We start from the raw sequence: 16,704 nt of genomic DNA on the forward strand, positions 1-16,704 counted from the left end.
GCCCCCTCCTTTACGTAACGGTTATCATGCTTCCACCAATTCGCTTGCTCTCTGCTTGATTGTACTGGTAGCTTTGGCGGGACAAGAGAGTTCCGTCCAAGTAAATGTTAGGATTGACTGTAACTTGTTGACCCGTATTCATTTGCATAGCGGTCATGACTGCCGTAGCAACTGCAGATTGAATGGAATCCATTAACATACTTTTCAAATCTGAAACTGGAGATACAACTTCAGGGTCAATTGCTGCTCCTGGGTTATCGCCGACCATAGCGAGTGTTGGGCCGAAAGCAAGCCCGCCTTTTGCTAGTTTGGGGATTTCTGGGATCTGTGGTACGCCGATTGTACCGCCCCCTATACCACCTACCGAGGGCATTGTTATCTTAATGCCGTTATATGCACGGACAAACTTGTTGATCAATTCGATAACAGCATTAACGCTGTTCTTAACAGTGGTTTCAATTCCTCCCCAAACTTTAGCGGTATCTATTTTTAGATTGTCCCACATTTTACCGACTGTTGTTCTGATACTTTCCCAATCGATGGATTTACCATCCGTAAATTCGTCCCACTTTTTCTTCAATGCCTGCTTGATGTCTTCCCACTTCGTGCCGGCCATAGTCGCAATCTCGCCCCATGCCCCGGATAGGATGTTATTTATGCTTTTCCACGCGATGCTTGAGCCATCGGTAAATGTTTTCCATTTATCATTGACAGTGGTCTTGATTTCTTCCCATTTTTGCTCGGCTCCTGTTTTAATTGCTTCCCATACGCCGCTAAGCGTAGTTGTAAGAGCATTCCATACAATTGACGTTCCATCCTTGATGCCGTCCCAAACTTTGCTAATACCGTCCCTTATCTTCGTCCATGCTGGGCCTACAGCAGTTTCAATATCAGTCCACAATGTAGACAGCGTTACTTTTAATTCGTCCCACGTAATCTCTGTGCCATCAAACAACTTGCCCCATGCTTTTTTAATCGCATCGCGAATGCCTTGCCATGCAGCGCCGACGCCGTTTTGGATGTCTGTCCATCCTTGAGAAATCTTTTTCTTAACATCGGACCATGCTTCCCAGTTTGTAAGCTCCCTCCAACCGTCCATAACCGCCTTAGAAATACCTGGGAAAAGTTCCTCAACGTCTTGTTTTATTTTCATCCATGTATCAGCGAAGGACTTCTTGAGATCGCCAAGCGCTTTTTCTATATCTACCCCCGTGAGCGTTTGTACAACTCCGGTAATAATTTTCCATAAGCCTTCGCCGAGGTTCTTGACTCCTTCAAGGATTTTACTAAAATCAAGAGTCACAATGCCTTTAAGGATTTGAAGAACACCGTTTAATGACTGGATGATTCCTTCGTCTACTCTGAGTCCGCCGGCCCATTTGATCAGTTGTATTTCCGTCAGTTTTTTAAATAACTCATCCCATGGCGCGAGATTTTTAATCGTATCCCATAGTTTGCCAGCTTGCTCTTTTACTCCACTAAGTGCTGATCTAACTTTCTCCAATGTACCCGACATTGATTTTAGCCAATCCGGAACGATGGATTTTTCATCTGCACCAGGATTAACCGCATTTGATGCCGATGTACCAGATACATTCGGAGTAGTACCACTTCCAGCAGATTTTGCTAACGTGTTAACTTCATCGAACCCGGCTAGAGCACCACTTGCTTTGTCTCCGGCTTCCTCATATGCATCACCTAAGCCATTCACCGCTTTAGTCTGCTGCGCCGTTGCTTGTGTTTGCTGTTTCACTCCAAACAATGCATTCATAAAATGCGCAACCATATTAGCTGCATTAGCTAATGCTGTTGCCATTTGAGTAAGCGCCGGCAGAACGGCGTTATAGATCGGTAGAAAAGCTTGACCTAAGCTGAGTCTAGCGTCTTTAAGTTGGGTAATAAATTGCCCTTGCGCGGTAGCTGTATTATTTGCAAGTGAATCGCCATATTTTTTGGTAGCCTGTTCCAATATGGCAAAATAAATAATCTGTTGCTGTGTTTGAAAAGTAAGTTTATCCCATGATTTGTCCCCTGCAAATTTCTTGAATGCATCTGTAGATTTAATCATGGACTGATTGATGTTAATCCCTAAATCTTCGATCGCGTCAGTCTCGCCCAACATACCGCTTCGAATTCTGTCCATAACATTTTCTATTTCTTCGCCTCTTGCTGACGCAACGATAGCCGATGTTTTCAGCAAAGTTTCCGTGTACTGAGCAGTTTCTTTTGTGTCTTTTGCAAAATTGCTAATAAGATTAGAATAGGTAGCACCAAACTTTATAGCTTCATTTCTTGAAAGTCCAAATGCGGCAGCATTATTATTCGCCCAATCCGTAAAAGATTTTGCGTTCGCGCCCATCATCCTGTTAACCTGCCCCAATGCGGCCTCAAACTTTATTGCTTCTTGTACGGCTCCATTAATCCCTTTGGCCATTACAAGGCCGATTCCCACAGCAGCAGCGGCGACGGCAGCTTGCACGCCTTTCATAGAGCTTGCTACGTTAGCTTTAAAGTCCCCCATGTCCTTTTTAAACCTCTGCATGGAATTTTTAGCTCCTGAGAAGTCGGCTCCGGCACGGATGAGTAGGTTTCTAACAACTGGCATGATTCAATCACCACCACTCTGAAATACAAAAAGACGCCCCGCTCGGGAACGTCTTATAAGTCATTCGATTCATTTTCTTCGCCACTTCTACTCATGAAATCTTCATGCATCTTTTGCGCAAAGGCTATCAATTGCTCGGTCGTCTTAGCCTGTTTGGGTTTTCCTGACTGTTCTACTTTCTGCAAGATGCTCTTTAGGCTCGGTAGCTTATCGGCGCGTGACCATGATGCCATAAGATACGCCATCGTAATTCTTTCTTCAGCATCAACCTTCATTCGATCAGTGTAGGCGTGGATATGCAAATTAAGCTCGTGCGGTGTCATTTCATCATAATCACGAAGAGATATACCGATGCGGATCGCTGCCTTTAGCGATTCTTCCCAGTCCCACGGCGCTGTACTCGATTCATCGCCGGCTGTTGCGCCGCCGGCGTCTGGACGTTTCCCTCTACCGCTCCGCTATATGATTTTTTAAGTGCCTCCTGCATCTTCTCAAGCAGGTAATCTAATGACGGTGCATAATCAAGAATGTCCTCCATCATTTCAAGAGTAAGATGCTCGCCGTTATCTTTCGCATCTCTTTCCAAGCCGTAAAAAAAGATGGTTTCCAATTCTTCTAAATCAAAATCGTCTTGAACTCCGACCTCTTCCATGCTTGTTCCTGTCAGCGCAGTTAGCTTTTTAAGTGCTTTATGTCTAAATCGCAGGACGCGAGGTCTGTCTAATTCAATGATTACAACGTCATTTCCGTTTTTCATAATTTTCCCTCCAGACATAATAAAAAGAGTGGCCTTGTTAGCCACTCCATGTATCTTCGCGTATGTTTACTAGGCTGTCTTAATGGCCACAATCTCATATACCACTGACGTCTTACCGGATTCTGTGGCGATAATAGTCAGCTTCTTACCGACATTAAGCGTAAGCGCAATTGCGGCTGATGCCGATCCGCTTGTCAGGTCCTGACTATACACACCGTCAATGTACAACTTGAGCGCATGACTTGCTGCCGTAGCCGTTACGGTAATGCTTGAGGCTGTTACACCGCCAAACGTATAGCTTCGGTTTCCGGCGCTGAAAGCAGGGCTTAGTGTCCCGCCTGCGCCTGTTAAGGATAAAGCCGTCAACCCGCTGCTCGCTGTCGTTGCAAGCGGTGCACTGCCGCTAATCTTGATTGTGGCCTCCCAAGCGAGCAGTCCGTCCAGAGTGGCGCTGCCGCCATTCAGCCCCGTAACGATCCCCGAGAAAGTATACGATGACCCGTTAGGGTAAAGGATTTCAAACGTCTCGAACGCGCCGCTCTCGAATATCGAGTCGATATTCACTTGTCCGACATCGCCTGATTCAAAGTAGCCTGAAATCGAAACCTCGCCTGCATCTTTGAAACCCTGTACGAAGGTTCTGTACCCGCCCGGGCTGTCCAATGTGGTAGCATCTATGGTCTCTGCGCTTTTTTGCGGCGGACCGATATCTGTCAAACCCGCAATAAAATTCGCACCGATTCGGATTTTTGTTCCTAACGATCTTTGTGGCATGGGATGATCATCCTCCTAGTAATAAACTTCAAATTCAATCACGCATCGGTGCAGCTTCGGCTCCGGCTCATAAAGCTCTACCGGCTGCTCGTAAGTAACCTCTTGAATGTATGGTCCGTCAGTGCCGATGCTTCGCTGTGCAAATGAGATGAATTTCTCAATTACGGCATTCACAAGCGTTTTGAGATCGGCATATCGAGCTGTAATAACATTCAACTCACCCCTCACCTCACGACCAGTCTGGTAGCCGTCTTGTGTCTTCGTACGGACTCCGGCGCTGGAAGTGTAAATGAGATAGGGCACACCCTGACCAGCGTTAGCCTCCGGCGCAAAGACGGGATATACACGGCCTCCTAATGCTGTGATTGTTTCAAACTCTTCAGTCATTGCCTCCTCAAAATCTTGCGCCATTCTATCTCATCCCCTTTTTGCGCAGCACCTTATCAAGTTCTTTTCCTGCGGCCTCCAGTACTGCCCGCTCGATCTCGCCCGTGTGCTCGTCAATCGCTCGCCTCATGTAACGCTTGCCCGGTATCAACCTGCCGTCCACGGTCAAAAAGCCATACTCCTGAGACGCTGGGTAATAGGCTCGATTACCTTCTTTGCTTATTTTGACAAAGATGTCGTTCTTGGCGGGATCCGGCATAACATCGTATACAGCCTTGCCGGGCTTAACTTTACGTTCCTTTTTGAGGAATAAGCCCTTTTTCAGCGCTCCGGTTTCTACCGGTGCGTACGCCCTCGCAGCCCTTAAAGCAATCCGTCCCCCGGCATTCGCGCCCCTGTTAGCCGCTGCCTGTGGAACTCGACCAAGTAACTTGATATCGCGTTCCAGTTCTTTCATGCCGATAATCTCACTACGTGCCATGCTCATCCCCCCATCGGGAACCGTGAAAGAATAAGCTCCAACGTTTCGCCATTGTTCGAAAAAGTGCGAATGATATGGTAGACAGTACCTTCGAAATCGGCCTTAAGCTCGCCTTTATACTCAATGGCTTGTATCTCGAATACAAGTTCTGGTTTCATCCCAACGGCTAATGCCTGATAAAACTCCGACTGTCGTACCGACTTCTTATTAGCGAAAACTTCTCGCCGCACCGGGTCCCCTTCGACTTCCTCGCCATATCCATTCTTCGTTTTCGTCGCAGTTAGCAAGTAAATAACATCCCGCCACATCATGGAGTTGTCACCTCGACCGTATATTCCTGCGATAGCGTGAGATGAGCCTTCAACGACTCATAGGACATCCGAAGCCGGTCCGCATCTGGGTTGTCATAACCGAAGTTTGCCTTAACATAAACAGACACCGCCCGCTTGATTAGTGGGTCAGTGTCTGAATTCACTTTTGAGGATAGGACACCCGACAAGAATAGATCATGCCGGGCGGCCTCAATCAAGTCCGTTATCTCGGTGTCGAAAGCAGTGTTGGCTTCGGAAATGCGGAGCACACGCTTGATGTCATTCAGCAGCATCGGGACTCACCTTGGCGGCTTCGTCTAGGGCTTTCAGAGCTTCGAGAGCTTCATCCTTGCCCCTTACCTTCTCGCCATTCGGGAGCAAGAAATAACCGCCTCCAACGTGCTTGAGGCGGTCTTCGTCAGTCGTATCGCCAGGGCTGCCAGCAGGCGGGTCTTGGCTATCCTTATCAAGTCCGGGGGCCGGGTCGTCGGTATCCTCGTCTTGCGTTGGTTCTGTCTCCTCAGAGCAAGCAAGGAATCCGAGACTTTGAAGCTCTGCTATCCGGTCATCATCATCGTTTTGATAGGCTGAACCGACTGCATAGTGTCTTAAGGTGTACTTATCCTGGAATGCTCTAATTACTGCATGCGCTAGTTGTTTGCTCATCGATTAGGCGCCTCCTTTCTTATACCGCTGCTGCTTTCTTCACGCGCAGGAAGCCGTTTTTTGATACGACGTTACCGCCGACGAACACACTGCCACGGTGTGCGATCATGCCCTGTTTGAATTTGTAATCCGTCGAACGTTGAACGTCGAGATCAGAGAAGATGGTAAGCATGTAGTTTGAGAGTGGTCCGTATGCCATCGAGTATTGGCCTACAGTCGTTGCAGTGTCAGAGACCGCTTTGCAGGCACTGTTGATGATGAACGGCACGCCATCGATAGTCCCGGTGTTTCCATTAGACACGACATTGTAGATCTTTTTGCCGTTAATGTCCCGCAGTTTCGCGAATGCCTTCAAATCCTTTTTGTTCAGGATCAGAACCGCTGTATCTTCGACATCTTCGTCTCCGCCATAGCTGTAAATGATGTCATCGAGTGTTGTGTCATCAATTGCTGAAATCTCCAAGTCCGTCGAAGCGACGATTGCCGTTGCGGCTGTAGAGAAGATACCAGTCAAATGATTTGTCGTGCCGTCACCAATCAGGATTTCGCGAGTAATTTTCTTGCGAGTTGCAACACTGATATTCTTCATGACTTCGCCATCGTAATCAGCATCAGGCAGCTTCAGGACTTCTTCGGAGTCTTCGGAATATGCTGTGATTTTGGATTTATTGATTTGTGCATAGTCAAATACTGGATCAGCATCCGTATAGTTCGCACCTTCTGCAGTGTAATCACCAGTGCCGTATCCTTTCAGGTAAGGCTGGCGGTAGCTCTCGCCGCCGAGAAGAGGCTTATGAGTTACGCGATCGATAAGGCTCGATACCTCGTTAAAGGTTGGCCGAATATCAGACGCGTCATGACGTGGCATGATGACATTGGACGAACCGACCGTAACCGAGCGATTTTCTTTCAGCGCTTTGCCTCGTTGTTCGGCAGATTTTCGGGCTTCCTGTGCTTCATTTGGAACGTCACCAGGAATGAATTCACTCGTTTGGCGACCTTCGATATCACCGACATTGATCCCTTTGGCGATGGCTGCTCTACGCTCGCGTTGCTGAATTTCATTCTTTTCCGTTTCAAGGTTGCGCAGTTCTGTCTCCAGTGCGTCCATATCAACCGATTCAGTACCTTCCAATGCTGTTCTAATTTCAGCCTTGCGCTTTTCAATCTCGATCAATCGTTGGTTGCCGCCGGCGAAGTGTTGGATATTCAGAGACAGTGCAAATGGCTTTCTTTCGATCACTTTCAAGTTTTTCATAGATTCGATTCCTCCTTGGGATTATAGATAAGTTTTTAAAAGTAACTTCTTCCGTCGTTCAGCAGCTGCCGCCGCCTTTTCTTCCTCCGCGATCTCTACCTCGAAGGCCGAACGAGCAGAAATTGAAGTTGTATCGTAAGCGGGAATGTCCACCGCTGACACATCGTAAACTTTTTTGATTCTAAGGACAGTCCTTGTGCGAGTCTCGGAGTCATAGGAGGTTTCTTTCGTCGTGTAAGCATAGCTCATACGATCGATGTAGCCGCCTTTGATCTCTTCGTAGAGCTTCCGCCCTTCTTCTGTACCATCCAAGCGAGCACGGATAAACAAGCCCTTGCTATCCACCTTCAACTCCAGTGTTTTGTTACGAGTTCGGGCCATCACTTTACCGCCGTGGTTGTAGTTGAAAATCACGTCGGACATATCTGCTTCGGCCAACGCGGTAGGTGCGACTTTTTCCTTGTACTGCACATCGTTGTATTCCCATAAGACAGTTGTCTCATTGAATCGAACAGCGTACCCTTCAACGTAGAGAGCTTCTTCGCCGCCTTCATCTTCGGTTAGAGTAGCTGCTCGAATTTCGAATTGGAATTCGCGGAATTCACGATCTTTCCAACGCGCATTAGGCGTCTCCGTTGTCATCGTCATCTTCTTCCTCACCCCCCTTCGGTGTCGTCTGTTTAACTGGCTTTGTCGTTACTTCAGCAGTATCGAGTCGCCGTATCGGCTTGTCTCCGCCATCGATCGGCCCCATGTTGAATGCTTCTCGCCACTCGTTGGGAGTCATGGCCCCGCGATCCACCATCTGCATCAGGTCCAGCTTCGTCTTCACGCTGGCGTATTGCAGTCGGTTTGCCTCGTAGACGATCTCATTGCCATGTGATTGCTCGTTTTCAGTGAAAACCTTAACTGTGGTCTCCAAACTGATTTGAACGGCTATAGGTTCAATTACAGACTCATAGAAGGCATTCCACTCATCCTCGTTGTAGCTGGAATTTATAATTTTTTCGTTGACGCCGAAATACTTATAGACCTTCTGTTCAATGAGCGCCATCTGCTTGGCATCAATCATCTTGGGATCATTGTTAAGTGGTGTGAAATCAGCCTTAACGTCCGTCGCCGCAATGCCGCCGCCATTCTCCGGATTAAGGTAATCGTTTATGAAATCATCGGTCTGCTTCTTTCTATCCGCGGGGTTTAAATTCTGGGTGAATTTCAAAATACCGCGAACAAATGCCGACGATTTGATTGCGTTAATGATCCCCTGATTAGTCGCATGGATGAGCTCAAGAGTCGGTAAAAGAGGCTTCTCATTGCTGCTGCCGAAATCTGAGTCGGAATAATAAAACCGACGCAAATGAATCACGTCGGCATAAGGAACGGTATAGGTCTGGCCTTGCTTCATTCGAAACCGAATGAATCTTTCATTTTGAGTTTCCAGCATCTCCGCCTGAACACAGTCCACAGGATAAAAGCCCCGTACCCGGTATCTTTCCATCGCGTCAGCTCGGTCGATCAGAATGAACGCATTAGAACGAAGTAGCAGCTGCGTAATGACCTTGTACAAGAAGATATAGGCATTCTCCTTCGGATTCGGTCTGACGCTTAGCAGCCGCTCTATCGCGCCCCCAATGCTACCGCCTTTACCTCGAACATGCTTGGCCTTAATCTTTGCTGCATTCCTAGCAATAGCATCGATCGTAGAACGGACGACATCGCTCTCATAGGTGTTATCTCCGAACGGTGTGAACGTTGGAGTGTATCCACTTAAGAACCTCAATTTTAAGGCGCTGCCGATGGCTCCGGCGAACTTACTGAATACCTTCTGAAACATGCCCAATCGCTTCTCACCTCCTCCCTCTAAATCAATCCCATATATTCCTCACGGTGTCGTTCAAGGGCGACGTATGCGTCAAGAAGAGCAGCCGTGCCGTCTATCCTTCGCCTCTGGTTCTTGCCTTTGTGAGGCTGGATCGTTTGGTTCTTCAAATCAAGGTCGATGTTCGTATTCGACAAGCACCATTTATCGATAGGGTTGTTGTTGTAATTCACCTTTTTAGCTGCAAGGTCAGCTCCAAGCAGCTTCATTGGCCCGGATAATGTCTGCTTACCTTGTGCGACTGGCTCCATGGAGTTAAGCCCGAAATACCCCTGCATCTCCTCAACCCAATAGACTGCCGAATACCGGTCATAACCAACCCATGGAATGTAGATGCCGTATTCGGTCTGGATTTCGACAAACCACTCGGTAACAAATTTATGATGCACCCTGTTGCCCGGTGTGGTCCGCAGTAAGCCGCGCTCCTGCCAGAGGTCATAAGGAATTTTGTCTTCCTTCGTTCTCTCTTCCAGCAAGTCTTCCGGAAGCCAATACATCTGCAACACATAGATGGTCGGATCGTCCCGCCGCATCGCGATTACTTTGGCCGCCGTAAGGTCGGTTGTTTCAGATAAGTCGGCGCCGCCGATACCGTACTTCAAACCAAGCTCACGCACATCAAATGTCGCCTCGTTGTTCAGATCCTCGAAGGTTAGCCATGACTCGGTCGATGTCTCCCGGATGTTGAAATCCTTGCAAAGCAGGTTTTTCACCAGCATCGGGTTCTTCTTCGCCTTGTTGACTTTGGTCTGGAGTTGGTCAACCTTTTTGATCGTTCCAAGACCCGGATTCGCTTTTGGCCAATATTCCGGATCAGTCCATTCCTGTCGGCTATCGAGCTCGTAAATGATCGGCAAGAACCGATCGTCACGGTCCGGATTGTCGATATTACTGAGCAGCATTTCCGCCTCTTCGTACTTCATGTCATAAACAGCCTCGCGAATGGTGCCCGCAGTCGTGATCATGACGAGAAGCGGCTGCTCCCTTGCGCTCGTACCGTCGACAATAACGTCGTACAGGTTCTTATCCTTCCATGCGTGGATCTCATCCAGAAGGGCGCCAGAGACGTTCAAACCGTCCAGCGTCTCGCTATCGGCTCCGAGCGGCTTAAAGATACTATCGTTCCAAGATGAGACCATCTCGGACACCAGAGGCTTAATGCGCTTGCGTAGCGCCGGCGACTTGTTGACCATCCGTTTAGCTTCGGCCCATACGAGCTTGGCCTGATCTTTTTTCGTGGCACAAGCGTATACCTCGGCGCCGGGCTCATTGTCGGCAACCTGCAGGTATAAACCAATGCCGGATGCGATCGTCGATTTCCCGTTTTTTCGAGCAACGACTAAAAGCACCTCACGGTATTTGCGGGTGCCATCGATTTTATGAACAAAACCAAATGTCGCGGCGATGAATGCCTGCTGCCAAAGCTCCAGGTCAATCGGCTTGCCGCCCCATTTACCCTTAGAGTGCTTGCAGTAGTTCTCGATGAACTCTATCGCATGGTTGGCTTTCTTCGGATCGTATTCGTATTCCGAGTCTTGAACGTCAACGTCAGCAGCGAGCTTCTTGTAAATGCGCCGGACCTTATCCCCAACAGTCACGGCCCCGGACTCAATTTGCTCCCAATAGGCTAGGATTGGGTTATGTGTCAGGGGATATTGTTTCCTTAATACGGCGGTGGCGCTCATCGGTCTCTACCGTGTACGAACTCATCAAAGCCGTCATCGACTTCACCCTTTAGAGCTAACCCCTCTTCAGGCTTGGGCAGCATGTCTGAAAGCTGCTTGATGATGCTTTGATAGTTCTTGTTCAAGCTATTATATAACCTAGCCACGGGACGCTCGCGCTCATACGGCACCGCCTTCTCGGATTGCGAGAACATCTCGACAGCGCCTTTGTCATCGAGGTCTACCTCATAATCCTCAAGCGTTATCCTCATATGGGCAGCACGACGAATAAGGCCGTCGGCAATGGCCGCTGCATCTTTCGGTAACTTGGCGTAAACCAAGCGAAGTCTCTTTTCTTCCCTGGTAACTCGTGTCTTCTTCGCCGCTTTAGCCCTACTTGTTTTCTTTTCTTCCGCGGTCATTTTTGCCATGATTCAATATCACCTCTTTTAGGGGGAGGGGGGTCATGCGCGTAACCTGTATATTCTCTGAAGGGGGCACATCGGTCTTACGGAAGCCCCTATGATTCCGTTGATGGGGGGGTACCCCCTTGGGTATATCCCTTCACCCATTCAGCTAATGCTTTGCCATCGATCTTAATCGTTAATTCTTGTCCTTTGGTCAGAGCCAAATCCTTTAAAGGAACCACTCTCTCGCTTCCTTCTCCAAGGATAGCAGCCGGACCATGATTCACTATCCTACCTTCAGCAAGCCTATGAATTCCCAAATCCTTCTCGATGCTGTCACATAATCTTTGAACCCGTTCATTATCACAATCATGCAGCTTAATGAGCCTATCTAAATAATCAAGCTTCGCTCATCCTCATCATCTCCTTTACACCAAACCGTCTATGATTCTCTTTGCCACTTCACCAATACATTCCTCACAAATGTGTATATCATGACCATGTATGCCTAGCAGGAACATCGCTTCCTTACCGCAATCACACGATTGTCCCGTGCCACCAGGTGGATCGATCACGTAAATGTTGCTTTCCATAGCTACTCATCTCCCTTGTAAATCCATTCATTTGCCAGAACTGTTCATACTGCTCATTGATTGCATTCTCCATTGACTCGATTAATCTCTTTTCGATTTCAGTTGGAATGATAGGCGTTATGGCAAACGCTTGTTTAACGTATTTATGATCGCAGGTTTTCACATCATCTCTCTCCTCACCAAATTCCCATATTCATCAAACATCGTATCTTCACTCGTTACGCCTTCACCGCTGCCATGGTGCTCTTTGTTATGGCAATCCTGACATACGAGTTCCAGGTGCTCATGATTAAGCGATATGCTCGGATCATTGATGTTCTCCGGTGTCAGGTAGATCGTATGATGCACGATCTTACCGGGTCCTGGACATCGTTCACATAATCCGTGCCGCAACACAAAATAAGCGTCACGGCATAATCGCCACGCCTTTGATGCATAGAACTTTTTAGCCCACGGTTTCATGTCTGGCTTTTCCTCAGAACAAACAACGGGCATGGCTTTTCCCAACCAACACTCAGATAATCTTCTATGCTCAGCATCTTATTGAGGTCATAGTTCTTGCTGCACTTTGTCGCTTCTGTATTGGCATTAGTGCAGGTGTAGCATTGCGGTACAAATTCCTGCTGTTGTGTCAACCGTTACTCACCTCACTATTGGGTTTGATTCTTTAACAAGCTACGAACAAACAGCGCAGCGAATTTGTGAGGCACTTAAAAGATTTAATAAAATACACGAAACTCGCATAATTTTCAATCTCCGTATTTATTCGTATTTGACCGTATCCCTCGATTTTCACGACAACCTAGTCTCGAAATACGTCCTTATACTCTTTCTTTATCTTTCTCATGAATTTATGAACTTCATAATGACACTCTCTACAGAGAACAATTAAGTCGTTCAGATCCTCATGACCTCTACGCTCATATGTTAAGTGATGCACGTTAATGTCCTTTTCCAATGTGACTTTGCAATTGAAGCACACTTTCCCATGCTTTGAAATTGCAGCAGCCCTTGCCCTGATCCAGTGAGCTGTTTTGATGTAATTGGCATATAGCATACCTTGAAGCTCTTGAATAAACTCCTGTGAGTAATACCTTTTTGATTCCTCGTAATAAATGATTTCAAGGAATAAAGCATCAAGCTCTTTAGTTGAAATTGGAGATCGAGCTTCTTTCTTCTTTCTGTCCACTTCCTCGTACTCTTTCGCCTCAAGATCACGTTTCTGCTTAGGAGTTAGCTTGTTCTTTACAGCCATATTTCCTCCTTGTTTTCTGAAATGCCAAATAACCCATCATTACATGAATGTGGGTATATGCAGGGATGGTGGTTAGAAACCTGACAGTTTCTTTTTTTATTTAAGTCTTTGTATGTAATGCAAGACGTTCAGCCAGATATAGTTTCGTTTGTTCGCAAGTTGTCATATTAGCCACATGCTGCAGTGTGTCAAGAATTTCATGAACAAGATCCTCATACTTTACCCATTCTCCATCCGGATCTTCAAAAGAGACAATAAATCGATCCACGACATCAACGTACATTGAGTATCTCAGCAATATATCCGCTCCTTCCTCGTCTCATAAATTATGTTTTACAGAAAGATTCTTGTGTGTAAAAATATGTTTATCAAATAAAATGGTAGGAGTTGGTATTTTTGAATTTCACCATAGTTTCGAGTATTTATAAATTGAAATTGCAATATCAAAAAGCCAAAGGTAAAAGAATCTTCGATAATTACCGGTTAAGCAACAGTTCAGATGTACTACTTAGTGAAATCGTTAACCCAAATTTTTATGAAACATTCGGAAAAATTAAAGTTGATGTACTTTTCCAAAAACCTTATCTCTACGCTCACAAAAATATCCCTGGTATTGAACTGACTTTTGAAAATGCATTTGACTCTGCAAGTTCCATCGCTCATGACGCGCTTGAAAATATTAAGCTATTTACACTTGGTCTGTGGCTTATCAAAGATAACAGCGTTGATATCGCAGAAGTCGATATATACTGTTATGACGGTGACTTTAAATATTCCATAAATCGTCATGATATGAGAGTTGTTACTGACGCCTCTGGTATACAAGAAGACGTTGAATTCAGTGATGATGAAATCGAGCAAGCAATTAATTACGCTGATAAGATCAAGTCATTTAAAGGTGTTGACTTTAACGATACTAATTATAATGAAATTCACTACAACGAACTAAGCCGTTTTGATAGAGCGTTGGGGTTCATCAAACATGCCAGAGCAGAAACATTACTCCCCCTAAAAATAGCATTTTACGTCCAGTTTCTAGAATCAATCATTACTGCATCAAAATCTACTGAATTGACACATAGAATAGGCGAACGTTTAGCTAGATTGTTAGGCAAAGATTTTGAAGAAAGAAAGGAGATATATAGCCAAATAAAAAGAGCTTACGCCGTAAGATCATCATTCGTTCACGGTCAGCAGTTAGATAGGAGTTATAGAACAAAAGAAGTCGTTCTTGATATTTCACTAAAGCTCGATAACTACATAAGGCAGGTTATGATCATCATGTTAACAGAGCACGCTGAAAAGTTGAGTCTCAAGGACGAAGAGTATGAAAATTGGTTTCAAGAAATTGTATTATCCTAACCCCATGTATAAACCACTAGCCCCCACTGGTGGTTTTTTTACGGATTCAACATCTTGCGTTCCGCCATAAATTTTCTAAACGCTTCTACTTCCTCGCTTGTCGAGCTGCTACCGTTACAAATGCTAAGCCCAAACGATATTCCGCCTACTCGAATCTCCCTTGTCGCAGATCCCGCAGTAATCCCATACGTACTATACGACTCCATATACACCGTTTTTGGTATCTCTTTCAACGGTTCCGGAAAATCTTTTTCCTTACTCATTCTCATTCACTCAATCCCACCCTTCAATCCATCACCAAACGAACAGAATGCCACTTTCTAGCCATTTTCGGGTATAGAACACACATTCGGGAGCAGGAACTATAAAACGGCTTATTCGGGCTTCTTATTCAACTCTCGCTCATAAACCTCAATCGCCTTATCGCACATCCCGGCGAACACATGCATGCCGGCTATTGCATAAAGCTCCCTGTCCCAGCGCAGCGCGGCTATTCTTTTCAGGAACCAGTCCCGGTACATGGTCATCATCCTTTCTATGGGCAATAAAAAAAGCACCGCGGTGGGTGCCCTTCATAATCTTTATTCCATACGGTATTCATTTAACTTCTTATAGTTAACGACGATATCTAGTTGTCCAAGTAAAGTTAATGCTTCTACCAAAACTCCAACAGCTTCTTTGTTTGCTGCTTCTTTATCGCTGTATTTAGCTAAATCTTTCAACTTCATTACTAACTCATGCATACGCTGATTATTTTCAGGTGCTAATTCCGACATGTTTTCCACCTCCCTCTTCCTACATTTTCCGACATAGGCCGAGGCATGTCTAATCAAGTTTTGATAAAGGTATTAGCGAAGCAGGATTCGAACCTGCGCGCCCCCCACGGGAGGCAACTCCCGCCTTTCGGCGTCATCCCTTTTGTCCTTAGTCTCGGTCATTTCACTCCGAGCAATCTCCGGGCATTCGCTATGCATCATAACGAGCGGATTAGTTCTGTCGGATACTTGACCATGGTAAGTAACTCATCGTATAGCTTAAAAATATACGAATCAATTAGATTAAACACACAAGCATCCTCCCTTAATTTCACATTTATTACATAGTAAGAAATTTGAGGAGGTTATATCGTGACAATTAAAATCAAATCCAAGGTTAGAAGAATGCCAGCTTTAAGGCGTGGAAGAACCATCAGATTACGTACGACAAATGCACGTATTACACAGAACCTTGGGGGTGGATTTCGACGCCATATCTTGCAGAATGCAATTATCCCCGCAGAGGGCCGTATGACTGTTGAATTAGAAGCTGTGGGAACAACTCGGAAGGTTGTCAGTGCTGGATGGTCTCTTACAGGCGGATTTGACCCTGAAGTATTTTCAACTGAGAATTTTCCATTTACAGACAGTGTATGGAGAATTGTTATTTGGAATGACACTTCAGTGCCAAGAACAATAACACCTTACCTAATAACTAAAAGGTAATTAATGTTTTTTTCACAAATAAAAATTAACTACTGTAATTTGATAATTCCTTCGCCTGTTTATGGGACATATTCAACCATAAGCAGTTTTTTGTGTTCGGTAATTGTGAAATAAACAATATCCACTCAACTCCGTTTTTTACTTACTTCCACAAAGCCACGATCGCAACGATGACTGCGGCCATGATTTACTGTTGTCCGGATCTCGTTTAAGCTTTGTTGTAAACCCCCTGTTCCCTCGCTGCGATTAGAAAACCAAAAGAGGGCGACGATCCCCGCGGCAAATGAGCAGGACTTAAGGCGGCCATCTCACGGCGGATGTGGAATGTAGCGGCGCTGCCTGCTGTTCGTTGTGTGTCGGGCGTCTTTCCCTCTCATCTATAGGTGGCGTTCGTAAGTCAAAATTTGCATACTTTTCAACATAATGAGCGAATTTTATTTAATTTTTGATATTTCTTATTCTTTGCCATTGTCTATTATGCAGATGAAGTAAACCAAGCCTATGAAGCGCCTCATTCCGTTTGAGCTTGAATATGAATGTTTGCCGGTTCCTGGTGATTCGTCCGCCGAATAGAGTGTTACGGGTCATTAGAGTATTTCCTCGCGGTAGCCAGTCTCTTTCTTGAACGACTCAATCTCTGCAAGATCTATAAAGTAACGTACATAAGGCATCACCGAGCCGCCCCACTGAATTTCATAAACACGAGCTCTAATTAGTTTCAACATTTCTAACACCCCTTTTTTTGAATTCAAAACAACGATTTATGAATTCATAATAGCTAATTAATAAATCAATGTCAATGCAAATGATTTCTTTTTGTTGAA

General features: G+C 45.8%; 24 protein-coding genes. 2 read left to right on the top strand and 22 right to left on the bottom strand.

The annotated features are described in order from the left end of the window. Positions 1–10: 10 nt before the first annotated feature. The 18 genes from ICC18_RS14175 to ICC18_RS14260 all read right to left on the bottom strand — a co-directional run bounded on the left by ICC18_RS14175 (position 11) and on the right by ICC18_RS14260 (position 13,335). Positions 11–2,605 carry a phage tail protein gene (locus tag ICC18_RS14175; RefSeq protein WP_188175072.1) on the bottom strand — a complete coding sequence of 865 codons (2,595 nt, stop codon included), beginning with the start codon at positions 2,603–2,605 and terminating at the stop codon, positions 11–13. 53 nt (positions 2,606–2,658) lie between these two features. Further along, entirely contained in the window at positions 2,659–2,928 is a 270-nt protein-coding gene (locus tag ICC18_RS14180) for a hypothetical protein (RefSeq protein WP_188175073.1), read from the bottom strand. Between the two features lie 44 nt (positions 2,929–2,972). Further along, positions 2,973–3,362: a hypothetical protein gene (locus ICC18_RS14185; RefSeq protein ID WP_188175074.1), complete on the bottom strand. Its 390-nt coding sequence runs from the start codon at positions 3,360–3,362 to the stop codon at positions 2,973–2,975. 69 nt (positions 3,363–3,431) lie between these two features. Next, positions 3,432–4,136, bottom strand: coding sequence for a phage tail tube protein (locus ICC18_RS14190; RefSeq protein ID WP_188175075.1), 705 nt, complete (start codon positions 4,134–4,136; stop codon positions 3,432–3,434). A gap of 15 nt (positions 4,137–4,151) precedes the next feature. Continuing rightward, entirely contained in the window at positions 4,152–4,547 is a 396-nt protein-coding gene (gene gp17, locus ICC18_RS14195) for a tail completion protein gp17 (protein WP_188175076.1), read from the bottom strand. A 1-nt stretch (position 4,548) separates the two neighbouring features. Beyond that, positions 4,549–5,004 carry an HK97 gp10 family phage protein gene (locus ICC18_RS14200; RefSeq protein WP_188175077.1) on the bottom strand — a complete coding sequence of 152 codons (456 nt, stop codon included), beginning with the start codon at positions 5,002–5,004 and terminating at the stop codon, positions 4,549–4,551. Between the two features lie 2 nt (positions 5,005–5,006). Continuing rightward, positions 5,007–5,315 (bottom strand): phage head closure protein, encoded by a 309-nt coding sequence (locus ICC18_RS14205; RefSeq protein ID WP_188175078.1) that lies wholly within the window; start codon positions 5,313–5,315, stop codon positions 5,007–5,009. Then, complete coding sequence (locus ICC18_RS14210) at positions 5,312–5,608, bottom strand: head-tail connector protein (RefSeq protein WP_188175079.1); 297 nt, start codon at positions 5,606–5,608, stop codon at positions 5,312–5,314. The genes ICC18_RS14205 and ICC18_RS14210 overlap by 4 nt, the downstream gene beginning before the upstream one ends. Beyond that, positions 5,595–5,981 carry a hypothetical protein gene (locus ICC18_RS14215; protein WP_188175080.1) on the bottom strand — a complete coding sequence of 129 codons (387 nt, stop codon included), beginning with the start codon at positions 5,979–5,981 and terminating at the stop codon, positions 5,595–5,597. Before ICC18_RS14215 ends, ICC18_RS14210 begins: the two co-directional genes overlap by 14 nt. Before the next feature lie 19 nt (positions 5,982–6,000). After that, positions 6,001–7,239 carry a phage major capsid protein gene (locus ICC18_RS14220; RefSeq protein ID WP_188175081.1) on the bottom strand — a complete coding sequence of 413 codons (1,239 nt, stop codon included), beginning with the start codon at positions 7,237–7,239 and terminating at the stop codon, positions 6,001–6,003. 21 nt (positions 7,240–7,260) lie between these two features. Further along, the gene (locus ICC18_RS14225) at positions 7,261–7,887 is read right to left on the bottom strand and encodes an HK97 family phage prohead protease (RefSeq protein WP_188175082.1); all 627 of its coding nucleotides are present in this window, start codon (positions 7,885–7,887) and stop codon (positions 7,261–7,263) included. Then, positions 7,862–9,073 carry a phage portal protein gene (locus ICC18_RS14230; protein WP_223192599.1) on the bottom strand — a complete coding sequence of 404 codons (1,212 nt, stop codon included), beginning with the start codon at positions 9,071–9,073 and terminating at the stop codon, positions 7,862–7,864. Before ICC18_RS14230 ends, ICC18_RS14225 begins: the two co-directional genes overlap by 26 nt. A 26-nt stretch (positions 9,074–9,099) precedes the next feature. Further along, positions 9,100–10,803, bottom strand: a complete 1,704-nt coding sequence (locus tag ICC18_RS14235; RefSeq protein WP_188175084.1) for a terminase large subunit — start codon at positions 10,801–10,803, stop codon at positions 9,100–9,102. Beyond that, entirely contained in the window at positions 10,800–11,213 is a 414-nt protein-coding gene (locus tag ICC18_RS14240) for a hypothetical protein (RefSeq protein ID WP_188175085.1), read from the bottom strand. The genes ICC18_RS14235 and ICC18_RS14240 overlap by 4 nt, the downstream gene beginning before the upstream one ends. Before the next feature lie 513 nt (positions 11,214–11,726). Beyond that, on the bottom strand, positions 11,727–11,945 hold the full coding sequence (locus ICC18_RS14245) for a hypothetical protein (RefSeq protein ID WP_188175086.1): 219 nt from the start codon (positions 11,943–11,945) through the stop codon (positions 11,727–11,729). Continuing rightward, on the bottom strand, positions 11,942–12,244 hold the full coding sequence (locus ICC18_RS14250; protein WP_188175087.1) for an HNH endonuclease: 303 nt from the start codon (positions 12,242–12,244) through the stop codon (positions 11,942–11,944). The genes ICC18_RS14245 and ICC18_RS14250 overlap by 4 nt, the downstream gene beginning before the upstream one ends. A gap of 340 nt (positions 12,245–12,584) precedes the next feature. Continuing rightward, positions 12,585–13,037: an HNH endonuclease signature motif containing protein gene (locus ICC18_RS14255; RefSeq protein WP_188175088.1), complete on the bottom strand. Its 453-nt coding sequence runs from the start codon at positions 13,035–13,037 to the stop codon at positions 12,585–12,587. 100 nt (positions 13,038–13,137) lie between these two features. After that, the gene (locus ICC18_RS14260; protein WP_188175089.1) at positions 13,138–13,335 is read right to left on the bottom strand and encodes a hypothetical protein; all 198 of its coding nucleotides are present in this window, start codon (positions 13,333–13,335) and stop codon (positions 13,138–13,140) included. A 98-nt stretch (positions 13,336–13,433) separates the two neighbouring features. Between ICC18_RS14260 and ICC18_RS14265 the strand changes: the two genes are divergently transcribed. Next, complete coding sequence (locus ICC18_RS14265; protein ID WP_188175090.1) at positions 13,434–14,399, top strand: HEPN domain-containing protein; 966 nt, start codon at positions 13,434–13,436, stop codon at positions 14,397–14,399. Positions 14,400–14,437: 38 nt separating this feature from the next. Here the strand turns inward: ICC18_RS14265 and ICC18_RS14270 are convergent, their stop codons facing one another. The 3 genes from ICC18_RS14270 to ICC18_RS14280 form a co-directional block, all read right to left on the bottom strand. After that, positions 14,438–14,668 (bottom strand): hypothetical protein, encoded by a 231-nt coding sequence (locus tag ICC18_RS14270; RefSeq protein ID WP_188175091.1) that lies wholly within the window; start codon positions 14,666–14,668, stop codon positions 14,438–14,440. Positions 14,669–14,773: 105 nt separating this feature from the next. Then, positions 14,774–14,920 (bottom strand): hypothetical protein, encoded by a 147-nt coding sequence (locus ICC18_RS14275; RefSeq protein ID WP_188175092.1) that lies wholly within the window; start codon positions 14,918–14,920, stop codon positions 14,774–14,776. A 60-nt stretch (positions 14,921–14,980) separates the two neighbouring features. Beyond that, positions 14,981–15,175 (bottom strand): hypothetical protein, encoded by a 195-nt coding sequence (locus tag ICC18_RS14280; RefSeq protein ID WP_188175093.1) that lies wholly within the window; start codon positions 15,173–15,175, stop codon positions 14,981–14,983. Positions 15,176–15,526: 351 nt separating this feature from the next. On the opposite strand from ICC18_RS14280, the gene ICC18_RS14285 reads away from it, so the two are divergent. After that, positions 15,527–15,880 (top strand): hypothetical protein, encoded by a 354-nt coding sequence (locus ICC18_RS14285; RefSeq protein ID WP_188175094.1) that lies wholly within the window; start codon positions 15,527–15,529, stop codon positions 15,878–15,880. 587 nt (positions 15,881–16,467) lie between these two features. On the opposite strand, the gene ICC18_RS14290 is transcribed toward ICC18_RS14285, so the two are convergent. Beyond that, positions 16,468–16,605 (bottom strand): hypothetical protein, encoded by a 138-nt coding sequence (locus tag ICC18_RS14290; protein WP_188175095.1) that lies wholly within the window; start codon positions 16,603–16,605, stop codon positions 16,468–16,470. Between the last annotated feature and the right edge of the window lie 99 nt (positions 16,606–16,704).

This window comes from Paenibacillus sedimenti, assembly GCF_014534655.1.
Lineage (GTDB): Bacteria > Bacillota > Bacilli > Paenibacillales > NBRC-103111 > Paenibacillus_E > Paenibacillus_E sedimenti.